The 21,731-nt window shown below is 69.4% G+C and carries 5 protein-coding genes; 1 reads left to right on the forward strand and 4 read right to left on the reverse strand.

Features of this window, described 5'->3' with window-relative positions:
• Positions 1-20: 20 nt before the first annotated feature.
• A complete protein-coding gene (locus GA0070604_RS33120) occupies positions 21-16,328 on the reverse strand; it encodes a type I polyketide synthase (protein WP_141721351.1) in 16,308 nt (5,435 codons plus the stop codon).
• 138 nt (positions 16,329-16,466) lie between these two features.
• Between GA0070604_RS33120 and GA0070604_RS19940 the strand changes: the two genes are divergently transcribed.
• On the forward strand, positions 16,467-17,558 hold the full coding sequence (locus GA0070604_RS19940) for a cytochrome P450 (RefSeq protein ID WP_244162013.1): 1,092 nt from the start codon (positions 16,467-16,469) through the stop codon (positions 17,556-17,558).
• 74 nt (positions 17,559-17,632) lie between these two features.
• Here GA0070604_RS19940 and GA0070604_RS19945 read toward each other — a convergent pair whose 3' ends face one another.
• From GA0070604_RS19945 to GA0070604_RS19955, 3 genes are all read right to left on the reverse strand, one after another.
• On the reverse strand, positions 17,633-18,772 hold the full coding sequence (locus tag GA0070604_RS19945) for an acyltransferase family protein (RefSeq protein ID WP_091120534.1): 1,140 nt from the start codon (positions 18,770-18,772) through the stop codon (positions 17,633-17,635).
• Positions 18,769-20,052, reverse strand: coding sequence for a cation:proton antiporter (locus tag GA0070604_RS19950; RefSeq protein ID WP_208602129.1), 1,284 nt, complete (start codon positions 20,050-20,052; stop codon positions 18,769-18,771). Before GA0070604_RS19950 ends, GA0070604_RS19945 begins: the two co-directional genes overlap by 4 nt.
• An 84-nt stretch (positions 20,053-20,136) precedes the next feature.
• Positions 20,137-21,609 carry an NAD(P)/FAD-dependent oxidoreductase gene (locus GA0070604_RS19955; protein WP_244162224.1) on the reverse strand — a complete coding sequence of 491 codons (1,473 nt, stop codon included), beginning with the start codon at positions 21,607-21,609 and terminating at the stop codon, positions 20,137-20,139.
• Positions 21,610-21,731 lie beyond the last annotated feature (122 nt).

Consider the following 21,731-nt stretch of genomic DNA (forward strand, 5'->3'; position numbering starts at 1 on the left):
GCCGGGACGGGCCGGTGCCGTCAGGAGGTACCGAACTTGCTGTCGATGAACTGGAAGATCTCGTCGTCGCTGGCGTCCTCCAACCGCTCGCCGATGTCCGGCTTGTCGCCGTGGCGCCGCAGATCGCTCCACATCGCGGTCAGCGCTTTCAAGCGGACGGTGATGTCGTGGCGCAGGGCGGCGTCCAGCTCGTCGGCACCGCCCTCGACCACCGCGGCGAGGGCGGTCTCCAGCTGGGACAGTTCGGCCACGACGGCCGGCTGCTCCGCCGCACCGAACAGCTCAGCCCGCAGGTGCTCGGCCAGGGCGGCGGGTGTCGGGTGGTCGAACACCAGGGTCGCGGGCAGCCGCAGCTCGGTCTCCACGCTGAGCCGGTTACGCAGTTCGATGGCGGTCAGCGAGTCGAAGCCGAGATCCTTGAAAGGCCGTCCGGGTCCGATCGCGGCGACCGAGGCGTGGCCCAGCACCTGGGCGGTCTGCGCCCGGACCAGGTCCAGCAGGCCAGACCGTCGACCGTCGGCGTCCCGGCGAGCTAGCCGGGCCCGCGTCCCGCCGGTCCGGTCCGGGGCGTCCCCGGCGACGACTCGTCGCTGGGCGGGCAGCAGGGCCGCCAGCAGGGGGACGGGGTTGATGCCGGTACGCGGGCGCAGATCGAGCCTGGCCGTCACGAGGACGGGGTGGTCGGTGTGCAGTGCGGTGTCGAAGAGGGTGAGTGCGTGCTGGTCGGTCATTGCCAGGACACCGTTGTATGCCCGGGTGGTGTCGACGGTGGCGGTCATGGCGCTGGTGGTTTCCCACAGTCCCCAGGCCAGCGACAGTGCCGGCGCTCCCTGCTCGCGTCGTTGTCGGGCCAGGGCGTCGAGGTAGGCGTTCGCGGCGGCGTAGTTGGCCTGCCCGGCCGAGCCGAACACCCCGGAAGCGGAGGAGAACAGGACGAACGCGTGCAGGTTCCGGTCGCGGGTCAGCTCGTGCAGGTATCCCGCGGTGACCGCCTTGGCCGTGAACACCGTGTCGAGCTGGGCAGGGGTGAGGTTGGTGATGGTGGCGTCGTCGAGCACACCCGCCGCATGGATCACCGCGCTGGGACAGTGCTCATCCAGCAGTGCCGCCAGCTCGTCCCGGTCGGTCAGGTCACACGCGACGATCCGTGCCTGGGCGCCGGCCTCGCGCAGGTCCTTGGCCAGCTCGCCCGTGCCGGGGGCGTGGGGGCCGCGCCGGGAGACCAGCAGCAGATCGGTGACACCATGCTCGCGGGCCAGATGCCGGGCCAGCAGACCACCAAGCGTGCCGGTACCACCAGTGATCAACACCGGGCCGGCACCGAAGCCCACCGGCTCGTCACCACCCGGCGCGCGAACGCGAACCAGCCGGGGTACCCGGATAGACCCGTTCCCGTCGACACGTAGCTGCGGTTCGTCACACACAGCGACCGCTGCCCGGGCCAGGTTGGCATCGGCCGCGTCGACCAACACGAACCGGCCCGGATGTTCACTCTGCGCGGACGCCAACAGCCCCCACACCGCAGCCGCCCCGGGGACGTCCTGACCGCCCGGGACGAGGACCAGCCAACGCTGCTGATCGTCGGCCAGCCGCTGCTGCACCCCGGCCAACGCCTCGTGCAGACCAACCCCGGTGCAGTCCCACACCGGCAGACCCGCCTCGCCCCGCTGGCTGGCCCGGACTACCTCGCGGTCCGTCTGGGCTCGGCCGGCGTCAACCCAGTCCACCACATACAAGTCCCGGGTGGTGCGGGTCACCGGCTCATCCGGCAACACGCGAAGAGCAAGCGATCCGACCGTGGCGACCACACCCCCGGACATGTCGGTCAACGTCAGAGAGACCCGCTGGTCGTCGGCGCGCATCCGCACCCGCACCCGCGTCGCACCGGTGGCATACACACACACGTCCTGCCACGCGAACGGCAACAGCGGCTCGGCAGGACCATCCGGCATACCGAGCGCCGCCACATGCAACGCGGCATCCAGCAACGCCGGATGCACCCCAAAGTGGTCAACCTGCTCCCGACCGGTCTCGTCCAGGACAACCTCAGCAACAAGGTCTTCGCCGTCACGCCAAGCCGCCTGCACACCCTGGAACACCGGCCCATACTGCAAACCCACCCCGGCCAGCCGGTCGTAAAAGCCCTCCAACCGAATCGGGGCCGCCCCAGCCGGCGGCCACGACGCATCGGCCTCGGGAACACCACTCTCGGCGGCCTCCGCAAGCACCCCGGTGGCGTGGCAAATCCACGGCTGCTCCTCACCAGCACGCGAGTAAATCGCGACCTGATGGTCAGCGCCCACCGTGGTCTGCACCTCGACCGTGCCGGTCGTATCGAGTACCAGTGGGGTCTGCACGGTCAACTCCCGCAGCACCGGCGCACCGATCAGGTCGCCGGCGTGCACGGCCCAGTCCACGAATCCGGTGCCGGGCACGAGTACCACACCGTTGACCGCGTGATCGGCCAGCCACGGCTGCCGCGCCAACGACACCGTCGCTGACACCACCACACCACCATCAGCCAACCGCACCGCAGAACCCCGCCAACTGTCCTGCTCACCGGCCGGGTCCAGCCAGTAGCGCTGGTGTTGGAAGGCATACGTCGGTAGGTCCACCTGCCGGTCGGTCGCTGGCAGGACCGGATTCCAGTCGACTGGGATGCCGGCGGTGTGCAATACGGCGGCTGCGCGTAACACCTCGATCAGACCACCTCGGTCGCGCTGCAACGTTCCGCTCACCACTGCGGGTATGTCACCGAGTGTCGTGGTGATGCCTGGCAGTAGCACCGGGTGTCCGGACACCTCCAGGAACCGGTCACGGCCGTCGCGTACCGCCGCGCGTACCGCTGCTTCGAACCGCACTTCGGCGCGTAGGTTCGTAAACCAGTACCCGGCGTCGAGTCCTGCTGGATCGATCAGCTCACCGGTCACCGTCGAGTACCAGGGCACCTGCCCTGCCTGGAATTCCACAACACCCAACCGTTGTGACAACAACTCCTCGGCCGTCTCCACCTGAACCGAGTGCGAGGCGTAGTCCACATCAACCCACCGCGTTCGTGCCTGGCCCCAGTCAATCGATTCCACGGCGGCGCGGTCACCGGAGACCACGCACAATCCCGGGCCGTTCACCGCCGCTACGTCGACTCCGGGCACACCGTCGACCAACTCACGTACCCGCGTCTCGGGCAACGCGACTGACAGCATTCCGCCCCGACCGGACAGTGTTTCGGCGATCACCGCGGCGCGCACCGCCACGATCCGTGCGCCTTCAGCCAGCGACAGCGCTCCCGCCGCTACCGCGGCAGCCAACTCACCCTGGGAATGACCGATCACCGCTGACGGGTACACGCCCAACGAACGCCACACCCGGGACAGTGACACCATCACCGCCCACATCAGCGGCTGCACCACACGCACGTCACCGTCGTGGTCATCCAGCACCGACCGTCCGGTCCACGGCCGTAACGCCGCGTCACACTCCGCCATCGCCTCGGCGAACACCACCGACTCGGTCATCAACTGCCGGCCCATGCCCTGCCACTGCCAGCCCTGACCCGCGAACACCCACACCACACCACCACCAGCCGCCGCCGCTGCCGCTGCTGCCGGTTCGGGTGCGGTACGCAAACCGGCGATCAACTCGCCCGCGGTGGCACCCACAGCCACGGCCCGGTACGGCAGCAACGCCCGCCGCCGCACCAGACCCGCCGCGACCATTCCCGGCGGCAACTCCGGTCGGGCCTGCACAAACGACGCCAACCGGTCGACCTGGGCGCGCAGACCCGCCGCTGAACGGGCCGACACCACCCACACCGTCGGACCCAACTCCGGACCCAACCCCGGACCCGACTCAGGCCCATCGGACACCGGTTCGGGTTCGGGGCTTTGTTCCAGCACCACGTGGGCGTTGGTGCCACTCACTCCGAACGACGACACACCCGCCCGACGCGGCCGGTCGACCTCCGGCCACACCGTGGTCTCCCGCACCAACCGCACCGCGCCAGCCGACCAGTCCACATGCGGACTCGGCTCATCGATGTGCAGCGACCGTGGCACCACACCATGACGCATCGCCAACACCATCTTGATCACACCCGCGACACCCGCCGCGGCCTGCGTATGACCCAGATTCGACTTCACCGACCCCAACAACACCGGCGTTGTCCGGTCCTGGCCATACGTCGCCAACACCGCCTGCGCCTCGATCGGATCACCCAACCGAGTACCAGTGCCATGAGCCTCCACCACATCCACATCCGCCGACGTCAACCCGGCCACACTCAACGCCTGGCGAATCACCCGCTGCTGCGACGGACCATTCGGGGCTGTCAAACCATTCGACGCGCCATCCTGATTCACCGCTGAACCCCGCACCACCGCCAACACCCGATGCCCATGACGACGCGCATCCGACAACCGCTCCACCAACACCAGAGCGACACCCTCGGAGAAGCCCGCGCCGTCCGCTGCCGCCGCGAACGACTTACACCGCCCGTCCGCGGCCAGCCCACGCTGCCGGGAAAACTCCACCAGCACCTCGGGCGTGGACATGACCGACACCCCGCCGGCCAGTGCCAGATCACACTCCCCCGACCGTAACGCCTGCACGGCCAGGTGCAGGGCCACCAACGACGACGAGCAGGCGGTATCCACGGTCACCGCCGGACCCTCGAAACCGAACGAATACGCCACCCGGCCCGACGCCACACTGCCCGCATTACCGTTGGTGAAATACCCCTCCAACTCCGGCGGCACCACCCGCACCCGCGACCCGTAATCGTGATACATCAACCCCGCGAACACCCCGGTCCGGCTCCCCCGCAAACTCAGCGGATCGATCCCGGCCCGTTCGAGGACCTCCCACGAAGCCTCCAGCAGCAACCGCTGCTGCGGATCCATCGCCAGCGCCTCCCGCGGCGAGATCCCGAACAGATCGGCGTCGAACTCCGCGGCGTCCGGAAGGAAGCCACCGTGCCGGGTGTAAGCGGTTCCTGACTTCTCTCCCGCCGGGTCGTAAAGCGACGACAGGTCCCAGCCCCGATCGGTGGGCAGCTCGCCGATGGCGTCCTCGCCTCGGGAGAGCAGTCGCCACAGGTCCTCCGGAGACGACACCTCGCCCGGGAACCGACACGCCATACCGACGATCACGATCGGGTCGTCGTCCGCGGCGGCGGCCACCACCGGCGCCGAGGCCGGCCGCTCCGCGCCGAACACCAGTTCGTCCAGGTGCCCGGCCAGCGCGGCCGGAGACGGATAGTCGAAGACGAGCGTGGCGGGCAGTCGAACTCCCAGTTGCGGCGCCAGGCGGTTGCGCAGGTCCACCGCTGTCAGTGAGTCGAACCCCATTTCCCGGAACGGCGACCCGGCGTCGATCCGGTCGCCGTCCGGGAAGCCCAGCACCGAAGCGGTCTGCGCGCACACCAGCCGCAGCAGCTCGGCCCGGCGGTGCTCCGCCGCGAGCCCGGTCAGCCGGCGTACGCCCGGCGACTCTTCCCGCACGGCGGACGCCGCAGGCCGTGCCACTCGCACCAGCTGCGACAGCAGCGGCGGTATCGGAGCCGTTGATCCGGTCAGCCGCAACCGCACCGGCACCACCACTGGTGTGTCCACCCGCAGCGCGGCATCGAACAACCGGAGGCCCTGATCGTTGCCGATCGGCAGCACCCGCGACCGTTCCAGCCGTTCCCGGTCCGCCGAACCGGTCATCGAGCTCTCGCTGTCCCAGAAACCCCACGCCAGCGACTGCGCCGGGAGCCCCGACGTGCGGCGCAGCCGAGCCAGGGCGTCGAGGTACGCGTTCGCGGCGGCGTAGTTGGCCTGCCCGGCCGAGCCGAACACCCCGGCGGCGGAGGAGAACAGGACGAACGCGTGCAGGTCCCGGTCGCGGGTCAGCTCGTGCAGGTACTCGGCGGTCCGGGCCTTGCTGTTCAGGACCGTGTCGAGCTGGGCAGGGGTGAGGTTGGTGATGGTGGCGTCGTCGAGCACACCCGCCGCGTGGATGACCGCGGTCGGGGTGTGTTCGGCGAGCAGTGCCGCCAGTGCTTGCCGGTTGGTCAGGTCGCAGGCGATGATCCGTGCCTGGGCGCCGGTGTCGCGCAGGTCCTTGGTCAGGTCCTCGGCGCCTGGTGCGTGGGGGCCGCGCCGGGAGACCAGCAGCAGATCGGTGACACCATGCTCGCGGGCCAGATGCCGGGCCAGCAGACCACCAAGCGTGCCGGTACCACCAGTGATCAACACCGGGCCGGCACCGAAGTCCACCGGCTCGTCACCACCCGGCGCGCGAACGCGAACCAGCCGGGGTACCCGGATGGACCCGTTCCCGTCGACACGTAGCTGCGGTTCGTCACACACAGCGACCGCTGCCCGGGCCAGGTTGGCATCGGCCGCGTCAACCAACACGAACCGGCCCGGATGTTCACTCTGCGCGGACGCCAACAGCCCCCACACCGCAGCCGCCCCGGGGACGTCCTGACCGCCCGGGACGAGGACCAGCCAACGCTGCTGATCGTCGGCCAGCCGCTGCTGCACCCCGGCCAACACCTCGTGCAGACCAACCCCGGTGCAGTCCCACACCGGCAGACCCGCCTCACCGCCCCGCTGGCTGGCCGGGACTACCTCGCGGTCCGTCTGGGCTCGGCCGGCGTCAACCCAGTCCACCACATACAAGTCCCGGGTGGTGCGGGTGACCGGCTGATCCGGCAACGCGCGTAGAGCAAGCGATCCGATCGTGGCGACCACACCCCCGGACATGTCGGTCAACGTCAGAGAGACCCGCTGGTCGTTGGCGCGCATCCGCACCCGCACCCGCGTCGCACCGGTGGCATACACACACACGTCCTGCCACGCGAACGGCAGCAACACCGGCGAGCCGTCGTCGGACAGGGCGGCGGTGTGCAGGGCGGCGTCCAGCAGTGCCGGGTGGATGGTGAAACCGGCGACGTTCTGGTGCTCGGAGTCCGGCAGCCGGACCTCGGCGTAAAACTCGTCGCCCGCCTGCCACAAACGGTCCAGCCCCTGGAAAACCGGCCCGTACTCGTAACCACGGACGGCCAACGCGTCGTAGAAACCCGCGGTCGCCACGGGCGTCGCCCCGGCCGGCGGCCACGACGCATCGTCGGGGATGGGTTCGGCCACCGTCGGGCCGAGCAGGCCGGTGGCGTGGCAGGTCCATGGTTGGTCCTGATCAGCACGCGAGTAGATGGCGACCTGATGGTCAGCGCTCACCGTGGTCTGCATCTCGACTGTGCTGGTTGTGTCGAGGACCAGTGGGGTCTGCACGGTTAGTTCCCGCAGCACCGGCGTCCCGGCCAGGTCACCGGCGTGCACGGCCCAGTCCACGAATCCGGTGCCGGGCACGAGTACCACACCGTTGACCGCGTGATCGGCCAGCCACGGCTGCCGCGCCAACGACACCGTCGCTGACACCACCACACCACCATCAGCCAACCGCACCGCAGAACCCCGCCAGCCGCCGTCACCGGCCGGGTCCAGCCAGTAGCGCTGGTGTTGGAAGGCATATGTCGGTAGGTCCACCTGCCGGTCGGTCGCTGGCAGGATCGGTTCCCAGTTGATCGGGATGCCGGCGGTGTGCAATACGGCGGCTGCGCGTAACACCTCGATCAGACCACCTCGGTCGCGCTGCAACGTTCCGCTCACCACTGCGGGTATGTCACCGAGTGTCGTGGTGATGCCTGGCAGTAGCACCGGGTGTCCGGACACTTCCAGGAACCGGTCACGGCCGTCGCGTACCGCCGCGCGTACCGCTGCTTCGAACCGCACTTCGGCGCGTAGGTTCGTAAACCAGTACCCGGCGTCGAGTCCTGCTGGATCGATCAGCTCACCGGTCACCGTCGAGTACCAGGGCACCTGCCCTGCCTGGAATTCCACAACACCCAACCGTTGTGACAACAACTCCTCGGCCGTCTCCACCTGAACCGAGTGCGAGGCGTAGTCCACATCAACCCACCGCGTTCGTGCCTGGCCCCAGTCAATCGATTCCACGGCGGCGCGGTCACCGGAGACCACGCACAATCCCGGGCCGTTCACCGCCGCTACGTCGACTCCGGGCACACCGTCGACCAACTCACGTACCCGCGTCTCGGGCAACGCGACTGACAGCATTCCGCCCCGACCGGACAGTGTTTCGGCGATCACCGCGGCGCGCACCGCCACGATCCGTGCGCCTTCAGCCAGCGACAGCGCTCCCGCCGCTACCGCGGCAGCCAACTCACCCTGGGAATGACCGATCACCGCTGACGGGTACACGCCCAACGAACGCCACACCCGGGACAGTGACACCATCACCGCCCACATCAGCGGCTGCACCACACGCACGTCACCGTCGTGGTCATCCAGCACCGACCGTCCGGTCCACGGCCGTAACGCCGCGTCACACTCCGCCATCGCCTCGGCGAACACCACCGACTCGGTCATCAACTGCCGGCCCATGCCCTGCCACTGCCAGCCCTGACCCGCGAACACCCACACCACACCACCACCAGCCGCCGCTGCTGCCGGGTCGGGTGCGGTACGCAAACCAGCGATCAACTCGCCCGCGGTGGCACCCACGCCCACAGCCCGGTACGGCAGCAACGCCCGCCGTCGCACCAAACCCGCCGCGACCATCCCCGGCGGCAACTCCGGCCGGGCCTGCACAAACGACGCCAACCGGTCGACCTGGGCGTGCAGGCCCGCCGCTGAACGGGCCGACACCACCCACACCGTCGGACCCAACCCACCAGACACCCACTCCGGCTCAGGCCCATCGGACACCGGGCCGGGTTCGGGTTCGGGGCTTTGTTCCAGCACCACGTGGGCGTTGGTGCCACTCACTCCGAACGACGACACACCCGCCCGACGCGGCCGGTCGACCTCCGGCCACACCGTGGTCTCGCTCGCCAACCGCACCGCGCCAGCCGACCAGTCCACATGCGGACTCGGCTCATCGATGTGCAGCGACCGTGGCACCACACCATGACGCATCGCCAACACCATCTTGATCACACCCGCGACACCCGCCGCGGCCTGCGTATGACCCAGATTCGACTTCACCGACCCCAACAACACCGGGATTGTCCGGTCCTGGCCATACGTCGCCAACACCGCCTGCGCCTCGATCGGATCACCCAACCGAGTACCAGTGCCATGAGCCTCCACCACATCCACATCCGCCGACGTCAAACCGGCCACACTCAACGCCTGGCGAATCACCCGCTGCTGCGACGGACCATTCGGCGCTGTCAAACCATTCGACGCGCCATCCTGATTCACCGCCGAACCCCGCACCACCGCCAGGACACGACGACCGGAACGCCGCGCCTCCGACAGACGCTGCAACAACACCAGGCCGACACCCTCGGACCAACCCGTACCGTCCGCCGCCGCCGCGAACGACTTACACCGCCCGTCCGCGGCCAGCCCACGCTGCCGGGAAAACTCCACGAACACCCCCGGCGTGGACATGACCGTCACCCCGCCGGCCAGCGCCAGATCACACTCCCCCGACCGCAACGCCTGCACAGCCAAATGCAACGCCACCAACGACGACGAACACGCCGTATCCACCGTCACCGCCGGACCCTCAAAACCGAACGAATACGCCACCCGCCCCGAAACGACGCTGGCCGCGTTGCCGGTCAGCAGGTGGCCCTCCACTTCGGGGGATACGTTCGCGTCGGCCGGGCGATAGTCCTGGCCGTTGCTTCCGACGAACACGCCCGTCGCGCTACCCCGCATGCTGTGCGGGTCGATTCCGGCTCGTTCGAGGACCTCCCACGAGGTCTCCAGCAGCAACCGCTGCTGCGGATCCATCGCCAACGCCTCCCGCGGCGAGATCCCAAACAGGCCGGCGTCGAACTCCGCAGCGTCGTAAAGGAAACCACCCTCACGCGCATAGCTCCTACCCGCCCGATCAGGATCCGGATCAAACAGCCGGTCCACATCCCAACCACGATCGAGCGGAAAACCACCGATCGCGTCCCGCTCCCCGACCACCAGATCCCACAACTCATCCGGCGACGACACCCCACCCGGAAACCGACACGCCATACCAACGATCACAATCGGATCGCCATCGGGCGCAGCCGCCACCACCGACGCGGACACCGACTGCCCGCCGCCGAACAGCACCTCATCGAGATACCCAGCCAGCGCGGCGGGAGACGGGTAGTCGAAGACCAGCGTCGCAGGGAGGGAGCTGCCCACGACGGCCATCAGCTGGTTGCGCAGCTCCACGGAGCTCAGCGATGTGAAGCCGAGATCCTTGAACGGGCGTTCCATGTCGATCCGGCCGGGGTCCGGCTGCCGGAGCACGGTCGCGGTCTGCTCCCGTACGAGATCCCGCAGCCGTTCCTTGCGGGTCATCGCGTCGAGACCGCCGAGCTGGTCCGCGAGGGCGCCGCCCGCGCCGGTGGCCGTCGAGCCGCGCACCGGCGCGTGGGTCGGGGTGCTGGCGAGCCGGGCCAGCAACGGGCTGGGCCGGGTGGCGGTGAATGAGCCGGTGAACGTGTCCCAGTCGATGTCGGCGACCGTGACGGCTGCCTCACCTCGATCGAGGACGTACTGGAGGGCGGCCAGGGCGCGCTGCGGCGCGAGCGCGGTGAACCCTGCATGGCCGAGTTCCCGTACGCCGTCGGCCATGCCGGCGCCCGCCCACGGACCCCAGGACAGCACGAACGCGGGCCGTCCGGCGTCTCGCATCCGCCGGCCCAGGGCCTCGAGGTACGCGTTGGCGGCCGCGTAGTTGGCCTGTCCCGCTGTTCCGATGCTGCCCGCGACCGAGGAGAACAGCACGAACGCGGAGAGTGGATGGTCACGGGTCAGCTCGTCGAGCACGCTCGCCGCCCGGGCCTTGGCGGTGAGGACGCTGTCGAGGCGCGGGAGCGTCAGTGCTTCGATGATGCCGTCGTCGAGGATCCCTGCGGCGTGGAAGACCGCGGAGAGCGGGCCCACCGTCTCCAGCGCGGCCGCGACCTGTTCCCGGTCGGTGGCGTCGCAGGCCAGCACGGTAACGGTCGTGCCTCGTTCCCGCAGTTCCCGCGCCAGGTCCTCGGCGCCGGGCGCGGCCGGACCGCGTCGGCTGACCAGCACGACATGGTCGGCTCCGCCGGCCGCGACCCATCGGGCGACGGCACTGCCGAGCGCGCCGGTGCCTCCGGTGATCAGTACGGTGCCGTGCGGCGCCCACGGTGCACCGCCAGCGGGCCGGTTCAGCGGCAGACGGTCGAGCCGGCGGGCGAAGAGGCCCGCCGGGCGGATCGCCACCTGGTCCTCGTCGTTGCCGGACAGCAGCACGTCGACGAGGCGTTCCGCGCCGGTCCGGTCGGCGGTGGCGGGCAGGTCGACCAGGCCGCCCCAGAGGCCGGGGTGCTCCAGGGCGGCGACCCGCCCGAAGCCCCATATCGCCGCCTGGGCTGGATTTTCGGCGCATCCGCTCGTGGCCGCCCAGATGCGGGAGTCCGGGGAGCTGCCGGGGGCGGCGTGCAGCAGGGTCAGGACGCCGGCGAGGCCGGCGGGCACCGCGGTGGCCGCCGGCAGGTCCGTCTCGGCGAGGCCAAGCAGGGACAGGACACCGTCGTACGGGTCGCCGCAGGCGTCCGCGATCCGTCGCAGCGGCAGGGCCTCGCCGGGTACCGGCTCGACGACGAGGGGTACGACCTCGGCGCCGGCTGCGGTGAGTGCGGACGTGGTCAGGTCGCTCCACCCGCCGGGGTCACCGTCGCCGGAGACGACGAGCCACCGGCCGGGGCGGCGGGTGCGGGCCGCTCTCGGCACGCTGGTCCAAGTCTCGTGGTAGCACCACTGTCGCAGGCGCGACTCCTCGCGCTGCCGTTGCCGCCACGAGGTGAATGCCGGCAGCAGTGCGGCGAGGCTTTCGTCCAGCGGAATCTCGCCGTTCTCCACCGCGGACCACAACTGCGGGTCGTCGGTTTCCTTCGTCGCGGAGCGCGGTTCCAGCCAGTAGCGCTGGTGTTGGAAGGCATACGTCGGTAGGTCCACCTGCCGGTCGGTCGCTGGCAGGATCGGTTCCCAGTTGATCGGGATGCCGGCGGTGTGCAGGTCGCCTAGTGCCTTCAGGTAGGTGGTGGCTTCGTCGGCGTCACGGCGCAGTAGCGGGCTGATCCGGTGGTCGGTCAGCATCGCGGTCAATGTCGCGTCCGGACCCACCTCGATATTGGTCGGGGTGTCCAGGGCTGCGATCGCGTCGGCGAAACGTACTGTGTCGCGCACATGCCGCACCCAATATTCGGGGGTGCTCACATCAGCACCGGCCCGCACGCTTGACAGCATCGGAACCTGCGCCGGTTGGTAGGTGACGGTGCCCGCGATGTCCGCGAACTCGGCGAGCATCGGCTCCATCAACACTGAGTGAAACGCGTGTGACACTCGCAGTCGGCGTGCTCTGACCCCGTACCCCGCCAGCAGCCCGGCAGCCGCGTCCACGGCCGGTTCCGTTCCGGAGAGAACCACCTGCCCGGCGGTGTTGACCGCCGCCACGTCCAATCCGGTCACCCATTGCCGGACCTGCTGCTCGCCGGCGTGTACCGCGAGCATCGCCCCGCCCGCTGGCAGGGCATCCATCAGCCGGCCCCGCGCCGCCACCAGCCGGCACGCGTCCGTCATGTCGAGGACCCCGGCGGTCACCGCCGCGGCGAACTCGCCCACCGAGTGGCCCAACACCACCTGCGGGCGCACACCGAACGAGCGCAGCAACGCCACCTGCGCGACCTGGACCGCGAACACGGCCGCCTGTGCGTACATCGTGCGGTCCAGCAGCGGGCCGCCTTCAGCGATCACCTGAGCCAACGGTCGCGGCAGGAACTCGTCCAACAGGCCACACACCCGTGTGAACTCCGCCGCGAACACCGGAAACCGCGTGGCCAAGCCCGTACCCATGCCCTGGCGCTGCGAGCCCTGACCTGTGAACAACCACCCCACACCACCACCACCAGCCGCCGCGGCCGCTGCCGGGTCGGGTGCGGTACGTAAACCGGCGATCAACTCGCCCGCGGTGGCACCCACACCCACGGCCCGGTACGGCAGCAACGCCCGCCGCCGCACCAAACCCGCCGCGACCATCCCCGGCGGCAACTCCGGCCGGGCCTGCACAAACGACGCCAACCGGTCAACCTGGGCGCGCAGACCCGCCACCGAACGGGCCGACACCACCCACACCGTCGGACCCGACTCCGGGCGAGGCTCCGGGCCAGACACCGGTTCGGGTTCGGGGCTTTGTTCCAGCACCACGTGGGCGTTGGTGCCACTCACTCCGAACGACGACACACCCGCCCGACGCGGCCGGTCGACCTCCGGCCACACCGTGGTCTCCCGCACCAACCGCACCGCGCCAGCCGACCAGTCCACATGCGGACTCGGCTCATCGATGTGCAGCGACCGTGGCACCACACCATGACGCATCGCCAACACCATCTTGATCACACCCGCGACACCACCCGCGGCCTGCGTATGACCCAGATTCGACTTCACCGACCCCAACAACACCGGCGTTGCCCGGTCCTGGCCATACGTCGCCAACACCGCCTGCGCCTCGATCGGATCACCCAACCGAGTACCAGTGCCATGAGCCTCCACCACATCCACATCCGCCGACGTCAAACCAGCCACACTCAACGCCTGGCGAATCACCCGCTGCTGCGACGGACCATTCGGCGCTGTCAAACCATTCGACGCGCCATCCTGATTCACCGCCGAACCCCGCACCACCGCCAACACCCGATGCCCATGACGACGCGCATCCGACAACCGCTCCACCAACACCAGGCCGACACCCTCGGACAGGCCGAAACCGTCCGCCGCCGCCGCGAACGACTTGCACCGCCCGTCCGGTGCCAAGTTGCCGTGCGCGCTGAACTCGACGAACATGCCGAGGCTCGGCATCACCGTCACGCCGCCGGCCAGCGCCATCGGGCACTCACCGCGCAGCACCGCCTGTACCGCCAGGTGCAGCGCCACCAGGGACGACGAGCACGCGGTGTCCACCGTCACCGCTGGCCCCTCGAACCCGAACGTGTAGGAGATCCGGCCGGAGAGCACGCTGATGGTGTTGCCGGTGAAGGCGAAGCCCTCGTGGCCTGAGCCCTCGTCCAGCCGTGGCCCGTAGTCCATGTTCATGGCACCGATGAAGACGCCGGTACGTCCGCCGCGCAGCGTGCCGGGGTCGATCCCTGCGTGCTCGAAGACCTCCCAGGTGGTTTCGAGCAGCAGCCGCTGCTGCGGGTCCATGGCGAGGGCTTCGCGCGGTGAGATGCCGAAGAAGTCCGCGTCGAACCGGTCCGCGTCGTAGAGGAAGCCGGCTTCGCCCTGGTAGTACTCGCCGGGCCGGGTGGGCGGTTCGGTGTGGGCCGAGAGGTCCCAGCCGCGGTCGGTGGGGAAAGCGGACACCAGGTCGGCGCCGTCGAGCAGCAGGGGCCACAGGTCCTCGGGGTCGCTGATGCCCCCGGGGAGCCGGCAGCCCCATCCGACGATGACGACGGGGTCGTTGTCGTCGGCGGGTTGTGGCCGGTCGGCGGGGGTTCCGGTGCTGTCGGCTCCGGGTACGAGCGTGGCGCGGAGGTACTCGGCGAAGCGTCGCGGGGTTGGGTAGTCGAAGATCGCGGTCGCCGGGATCCGTAGGCCGGTCGCGGCGGCCACACGGTTGCGGATCGCCATACCGGTGACCGAATCCAGGCCGAGTTCGCCGAACGTCCGCTCCTCGGCGAAGTCCGGCACGCCTAGGGCGACGACCTCACGCCGGACCAGGTCGAGCAGGCGGCGGTACTGGTCGGCGACGGAGCGGACGATCAGCTCGGCGGCCAGGGTGGAGGGTCCCGGTGGGACTTCGTCGGCGTGCTGCTCGTACAGGCGCTGGCACAGGTCGTCGGGGAGCTCGGCGGCCGACCCGCCGTAGACGGTCGCCGGGTCCAGCGGGGCTCCGGCAACGTAGAGCTCGGCCAGCGACGCGGCGATGCGGTCCATTCCGCCCTGACCGCGCCGCAGGGAGCCGACGGCGGCCACCGGGCGGCCCGAGCGCTCGGCGGTCTGCATGACGGCGGCGGTGAGGACCGGGTGCGGACTCACCTCGAGCGCGATCCGGTAGCCGGCGTCGAGCGCGGCCTCGGTGGCCTGGTCGAACCGGGCGATGGTACGCAGGCACCGGCACCAGTAGTCGGCGTCGGTGCGGGTGGCGCCGAGCGCTCCGCCCTGGGACGCGGTGAACATCGGCAGCTGGGCCGGCCGGGGCTCGATGGGTGCGAGGTCGGCGCGCATCCGGGGGATGATGCGTTCGATGTGGTCGGAGTGGGCCGCGTGGGCGACGGCCGCACGCCGGGCGTGGATGCCGCGGTCGTGGCAGACCTGGAGGAGTTCCTCGGCCGCGTCGGCGTCGCCGGTGACGACGACCGAGCCTGGGCCGTTAACGACTCCGACGACCAGCCGGCCACCCCAGTGCTCGACGAGTTCCCGGGTGTCGTCGGGTGCGGCGAGGACGGAGACCATCGCGCCGGCCCCGACCAGGGTCTGCTGCGCCCGGCTCCACAGCGCCATGATGCGGGCGCCGTCGTCGAGGCTGAGTGCGCCGGCGACCACCGCCGCCGGGACCTCGCCGATGCTGTGGCCGACGACCGCGGCCGGTTCGATGCCCCGCTCGCGCCAGACCTCGACCAGTCCGAGGGCGGTGGCGTACAGGGCGGGCTGGATCACATCGGTGCGGCGTAGGGTCTCCGTCGGGGCATCGCCGCGCAGCACGTCCAGCAGTGGCCAGTCCAGGAACGGTTCGAGTGCCTGCGCGCATTCGTCGACGCGGCGGGCGAAGACGGGGGACGCGTCGAGCAGCTGCGCGGCCATCCCATCCCACTGGGCACCCTGGCCGGGGAAGACGAACGCGACCCGTTCGTCGCCGACCGGCCGGCCCTGCACCAGGCCGGGGGTGTCGTGCTCGGCGGCGACCGCGTCGAGCAGGCCCATCAGGTCTTCGCGGTCGCCGGCGACGAGCGCGGCGCGCAGCGCCGAGGGGTGCCGGCTCGCGGCGAGCCGGGCCAGCGCGTGGGCTATCCCTTGCGGCTGCCAGTCCGTGCGGGCGGCCAGATCGTCCCGCAGCGCCGCGGCCCGCCGGGCGCTCGAGCCGGTTCCGGGCAGGATCAACGGCAGGAAATCGCCCTCGGGATTGAAGACCATCCGGTACCACGACTCCTTCACGGAAATGACACGCGTCGCAGTGCGAGCGTTACACAGCGCCCCTGACGCGAATACCCCTAGGCGGACCCCTAGGTGCCGCAGGCATTCCCGATGGACCGCCGGCGATCTGTACGGCGAGCCTAGGCTTGCGGCGTTCATGATCGGGCCACCAGCGCTTGGGAGAAGTCAATGACAGAGGTTGTCTCGAATGCCCCTCCGCTGCCGACCGAAAGGGTTTACCCCTTCGACCCGCCGGCACCCCTGAAAGAACTCCAACAGCAATGTCCGGTGTCCCGTATGACGTTTCCGGACGGTCATGTCGGCTGGCTGGTGACCAGCCATTCGGCGGCCCGGGCGGTTTTGGCGGACTCCCGTTTCAGCTCCCGCCAGGAGCTGTTGCGCTCCCCTATTCCGCTGCCGGTTCCAGAGCCCCGGGTGCCGGCCGACCCGGGCAACTTCATCCGGCTCGACCCGCCGGAGCAGACCCGGTACCGCCGGCTGCTGATGAGCCAGTTCACCGCGCGCCGGCTCCGGCAGCTGGAACCGCGGATCCGGGAGATCGTCGACGCCGAGCTCGACGCCATGGACCGCTCGGGCACGTGCGCCGACCTCCTCGAGGTCTTCGCCCTGCCCATCCCGTCGCAGGTCATCTGCGAGCTGCTCGGCGTGCCGTACGCCGAACGCGCACAGTTCCAGCGGAACGTGGCCACGCTGCTCAACATGACCTCGTCGGTGGCGGACATCGTCGCGGCGCACCAGAGCGTGGACAGCTTCGTCACCCAGCTCGTGCTCGACAAGCGCGCGCATCCCGGCGACGATCTGCTGAGCAACCTGGCGGCCATCGCGGAACTAACCGTCCAGGAATTGAAGAGCATGTCTTTCCTGCTTTTTGCGGCGGGTTATGAGACGACCGCGAACATGCTCGCCCTGGGCGCTTTCGCGCTTCTTACCGCCGACGACCAACTGGCCGCCCTGAAGGCAGACCCACGGCTCTTCGACGGTGCCGTCGAGGAGTTGTTGCGCTATCTTACGATCATCCACATCGGGCCGGTCCGCACCGCGCTGGAAGACGTGGAGATCGACGGCAAGGTCATCCGCCGAGGCGAGAGCGTGACCCTTTCGCTGAACGCGGCCAATCGCGATCCGGAACGGTTCGCCGACCCCGACAGATTTGATATAACGCGCAACGCGGCGGGCCATCTGGCGTTCGGGCACGGCGCCCACCAGTGCCTCGGCGCCCAACTGGCCAGAATAGAGATGCGCGTCGCCTTTTCCGCGCTCTTCGCGCGTTTTCCGCGGCTGCGTCTGGCGGTCGGGGCGGACGAGGTCGCGGTGGCCGCGGACATGACGATCTACGGGGTACACCGGCTGCCGGTGCGCTGGGACTGAGCCGCGGGGGCAGCCCGCACACCTGATGCGTATCCCGCCCGGGCGGGATACGCATCAGGTCGTGGTGGACCGGTTCAGGTGGCCGACGAGGTAACCACCGGTGCGGGCTGCGGGCGGACGGCGGTGGAGGTGCTCCACCGCCGGACGATCGGCCGCTCGACGGTGACGTAGAGCACCCAGGCGAGCAGGATGCTCAGCGCGACCGCCAGGGCGACCAGACCCAGCGCGACCGGGGTGCTGAACTTCTGGTCTCCGAGGAAGAACGGCCGGCCCCAGTACAGGACGATGGCGTGCGACATGAACAACGCGTACGAGATGTTGCCGAGCCACAGCGAGAGCCGGCTGCCGAAGAATCTGTTCGTGCCCTGGGCCTCGGCCATCGCGGCCGCCGCCACCAGCAGCGCGCACGGGATGACCTCGGCCGCGACGACACCGTAGGGCAGGGGCACGGCCAGCATCCCGAAATAGCTGACGCCCAGGATGGTCAGCGCGCCCCACAGCGGCAGCCGGATCCACAGCCCCTCCCGGACGACCCGGGCCAGCAGCATGCCCAGCAAGAACTCTCCCAGGCGGGCTATCGGGAAGTTGTACGAGAACCAGTACTGGTACGTCGAGACGTTGATGACCGGGATCTTCGGCTCGCCGGGCATCAGGACCACCGCCAGGAACGGCACCACGAGGACGGCGACCAGGGCGCCCAGCGTCCAGAACCACAGCCTGGCGCGCGCGATGCGCTTGATGGGGCGCAACAGGAACGGGAAGATCGCGTAGAAGAACAGCTCGCAGGACAGCGACCAGGTGACGATGTTGACGCTCGACGCCACCCGCAGGTTGGGCACCCAGGACTGCACGAGCAGCAGGTTGAGCAGGGCGACCCAGACCGGCGCGCCGCCGAGCAGGAGCAGGCAGGCCGCCCACATGACGGCGTGGTTCGGGAAGATCCGGAAGAATCTGCGGCGCCAGAACTTGCGCGGTGTGTCGTCGTCGCGCGCCGACCAGGTCAGCACGAAGCCGCTGAGGATGAAGAAGAACGTGACGGACACGAAGCCGATCTTGCTGACCAGGAACGCCAGGATTCCGTTGACCTTCTCGTCCTGGAAGACCGTGATCGGTGGCAGGCACAGCGCGTGGAAGAGGATGACGGCTATCGCTCCAAAGAAGCGGAGCCCGGTCAGCGAGGGCAGCCGTTCCGGCAGCCTGACGGGGAGAGTCATGAGGTACTCCTTGAACCTGAGGCGGCGGCGGCCGGCCGCGCCGAGTGGAGAGCTTCGGTACGCAACAGCGCCGGCTCGCCGTCCTGCTCCGGAGCCAGCAGGCGCAGGAGGGGACCGGCCATGGCGGTGGTGACGACGGCCATGACGACCATGAGTGAGTAGAGGTCCGGTTGCAGGACGCCGAGCTGTAGACCGGCGTTGAGCATGACCAGCTCGGTCAGCCCACGGGTGTTCATCAGGATGCCCAGCACGGCGGCCGGTCGCCGGTCCACGCCGGTCGCGTGGGCGCCCAGGTAGGCGCCGACGAACTTGCCGCCGACGGCCGTCACGACGATCAGGGCGAGCAGGCCCGCGTCCGCGCCGTTGAGCCGGGAAAGGTCGACGTTGAGACCCGCGACCAGGAAGAAGACCGGCAGCAGCAGGGCCCTGCCGGCGAAGCCGAGGGGTTCCAGCACCTGGCGGCGTACGTTGTCGGCGCCCTCGCGGGGAATGACGAGTCCGAAGACGAAGGCGCCGAAGATGAAGTGCAGGCCCACCCACTCGGTGAAGGCGCTGGAGGCGAGCAGCCCGGCCAGCACCAGCGCGAGACGTCCCGCCCCCGCCGTGGTGCCGCCTCTGTCGGACAGCAGACGCCGGAACGCCGGCCGGAGCGCACCGAACATCAGCACGAGGTACGGCAGCACGAGCAGCGTCAGCCAGTGGGTGCCGGAGGCCCCGACGATGACCATGATGGCCGCCAGCAGGAGCCAGGCCAGCACATCGTTGATCGCCGCCGCGGCGAGGGTGACGTTGCCGAGCCGGCTCTGGCTCAAGCCGCGGTCGGTGAGGATGCGGGCGAGTACGGGAAAGGCCGTGACCGACATGGCCGCGCCCAGGAAAAGCACGAAGCCCAGCCGGTCGGATCCACTTCGTGAGCCGCTGATCAGCACGGCCAGGCCGATGCCGAGCACCAGCGGCAGGGCGACGGAGCCGAACGAGACCGCGCCGACGACGTCGCGGGTTTCGCGCAGCCTCCTGGCGTCGAGGTCGAGCCCGACGGTGAACATGAAGATGGTCACGCCGAGGGTGGCGAGAGTGGTCAGGTACGGGCGGACGTCCAGGGGAAACAGGGTGTCGGTCACGACCCCGTGGAACAGGGTCGGTCCGAGCAGGATGCCGCCGATCACCTCGCCGATGACCGCCGGCTGCCCGATCCGGCGGGCGAGTCCACCCAGGGTGTGACTGATGAGCAGGATCAGCGCCAGGTCCAGCAGGAGGACGACGCCTTGGTGGTTCGCCACGCGGCAGCGCTCCAATCCGGGGACGGGTGCACCCGGGGTGTCCGGCATCATGCCGAGCGGGCACCCCGGGGCGGTCCCGACGTCTCAGCCGGCCGTGACCGTCTCGTCCGAGCTCGCCCGGCTGATGCCCAGCCGTGGCTCGGTGACGAGGTAGAGCCCGCTCGCCGCGTCGTACAGGTCGTTGGCGTCGATGTACATCGGCGCCATGGTCACGCGCTGGTTCGGGGCGGCGTCCTCGGCCCGTAGCCGCGCCTGCTCGGCGGCACTGAGCAGCTCCTGCACGGGCTTGACTCCGCCGGTCGCCGCCGCGTCGATGACCTCCTTGATCGGCTGGGCGCCCTGGCCCGCCCGGTCCGCGGCCTCGCGCAGGTCGGTGAGGCCCGCGATGATCTCGCCGAACGCGAGGTCGGGGCTTTTGGTGCCGTCCTCGCGGGCCCGGCTCAGCGTGTCGGCCAGCGCGAAGTACCGGTCCTTGCCGGCGTGCTGCTGGTAGAAGCTGATCACCAGCGTGAACAGCCGGTGGTAGGCGTTGCGGTAGAGCGACTCGAAGAAGGCCTGCGCCTCCTGCTCGTTCACCTCGCCCCGGTTCAGCGCCAGGATGGACGCGGCCGACAGCATGCCGCTGTACATCGCCAGGTGCACGCCGGTGGACAGCAGGGGGTCGAGGAAGCACGCGGCGTCGCCGACGAGGAAATATCCGTTGCCGCAGAAGTCGTCCGCCGCGTAGGAGAAATCCTGTTCCACGTGGACGCCAGGCTGATAGGTGGCGTTGGCGAGCACCTGCTTCATCGTCGGCGACTCGGCCATCATCGCCTTGAGCATGGCCTCCGGCGAGTCGAATTCGCGACGCCGTTCCACGAAATTCGTCTTGTGAGTGACGAAACCGACGCTGAAACGGTTGCCGCGCAGCGGGATGAGCCAGTACCAGCCGTCCGGTGAGGAGATGACATTGATTCCGCCGGACGGGCTGCCGGGCAGCAGCTCGGCGTTCTCCCAGTATCCCCAGATGGCGACGTTACGGAAGATCTCGTGCGGCCGGCGGTGGTTGAAATGCTGAGCGGCGATGAGGCCGGCACGACCGGAGGCGTCGATGACGTAGTCGGCCGTCTCGACCCTCAGCTCGCCGCCGGCCGGCTGCCACTCCACGCCCACGGCGCGGTCACCGTCGAAGATAACGCGCTTGACCTGGGCGTTCTGCACGACCTCCGCGCCGCTCTCGCCGGCGTGGTCGAGCAGCACCGTGTCGAAGTCCTCGCGGTCGACCTGCCAGGAGCGGACGTCCGTGCCGAACTGCGCGGTCCAGTCGATGACCCAGTCCTTCTCCTGGCCCCACCGCATCAGCACCCCGGTCTTGGAGGTGAATCCGCAGGAATTGATTTTGTCGAGCGCCCCGACGTAATCGAGAATTGCGCGGCAGGAGGTGGTGATCGATTCGCCGATGTGGTAGCGGGGAAATTCGGCACGCTCGAGCACCTTGACCGGCACGCCAGACTGCGCGAGCAGTGCGGCGGCGGTCGATCCGCCGGGTCCACCTCCGATGACAATTACTTTCGGCATCACGTCCGCCATTCTTCCGGAGATCAGTACGGAAATCCGGGCCGCGGCCCAGGACTATTCAAAACCCTAATGAGATCCGGATGGCCGCCCCAACCCCTAATCGCCCCAGTCCCTTATGAACG

The organism is Micromonospora eburnea, assembly GCF_900090225.1.
Taxonomy (GTDB): domain Bacteria; phylum Actinomycetota; class Actinomycetes; order Mycobacteriales; family Micromonosporaceae; genus Micromonospora; species Micromonospora eburnea.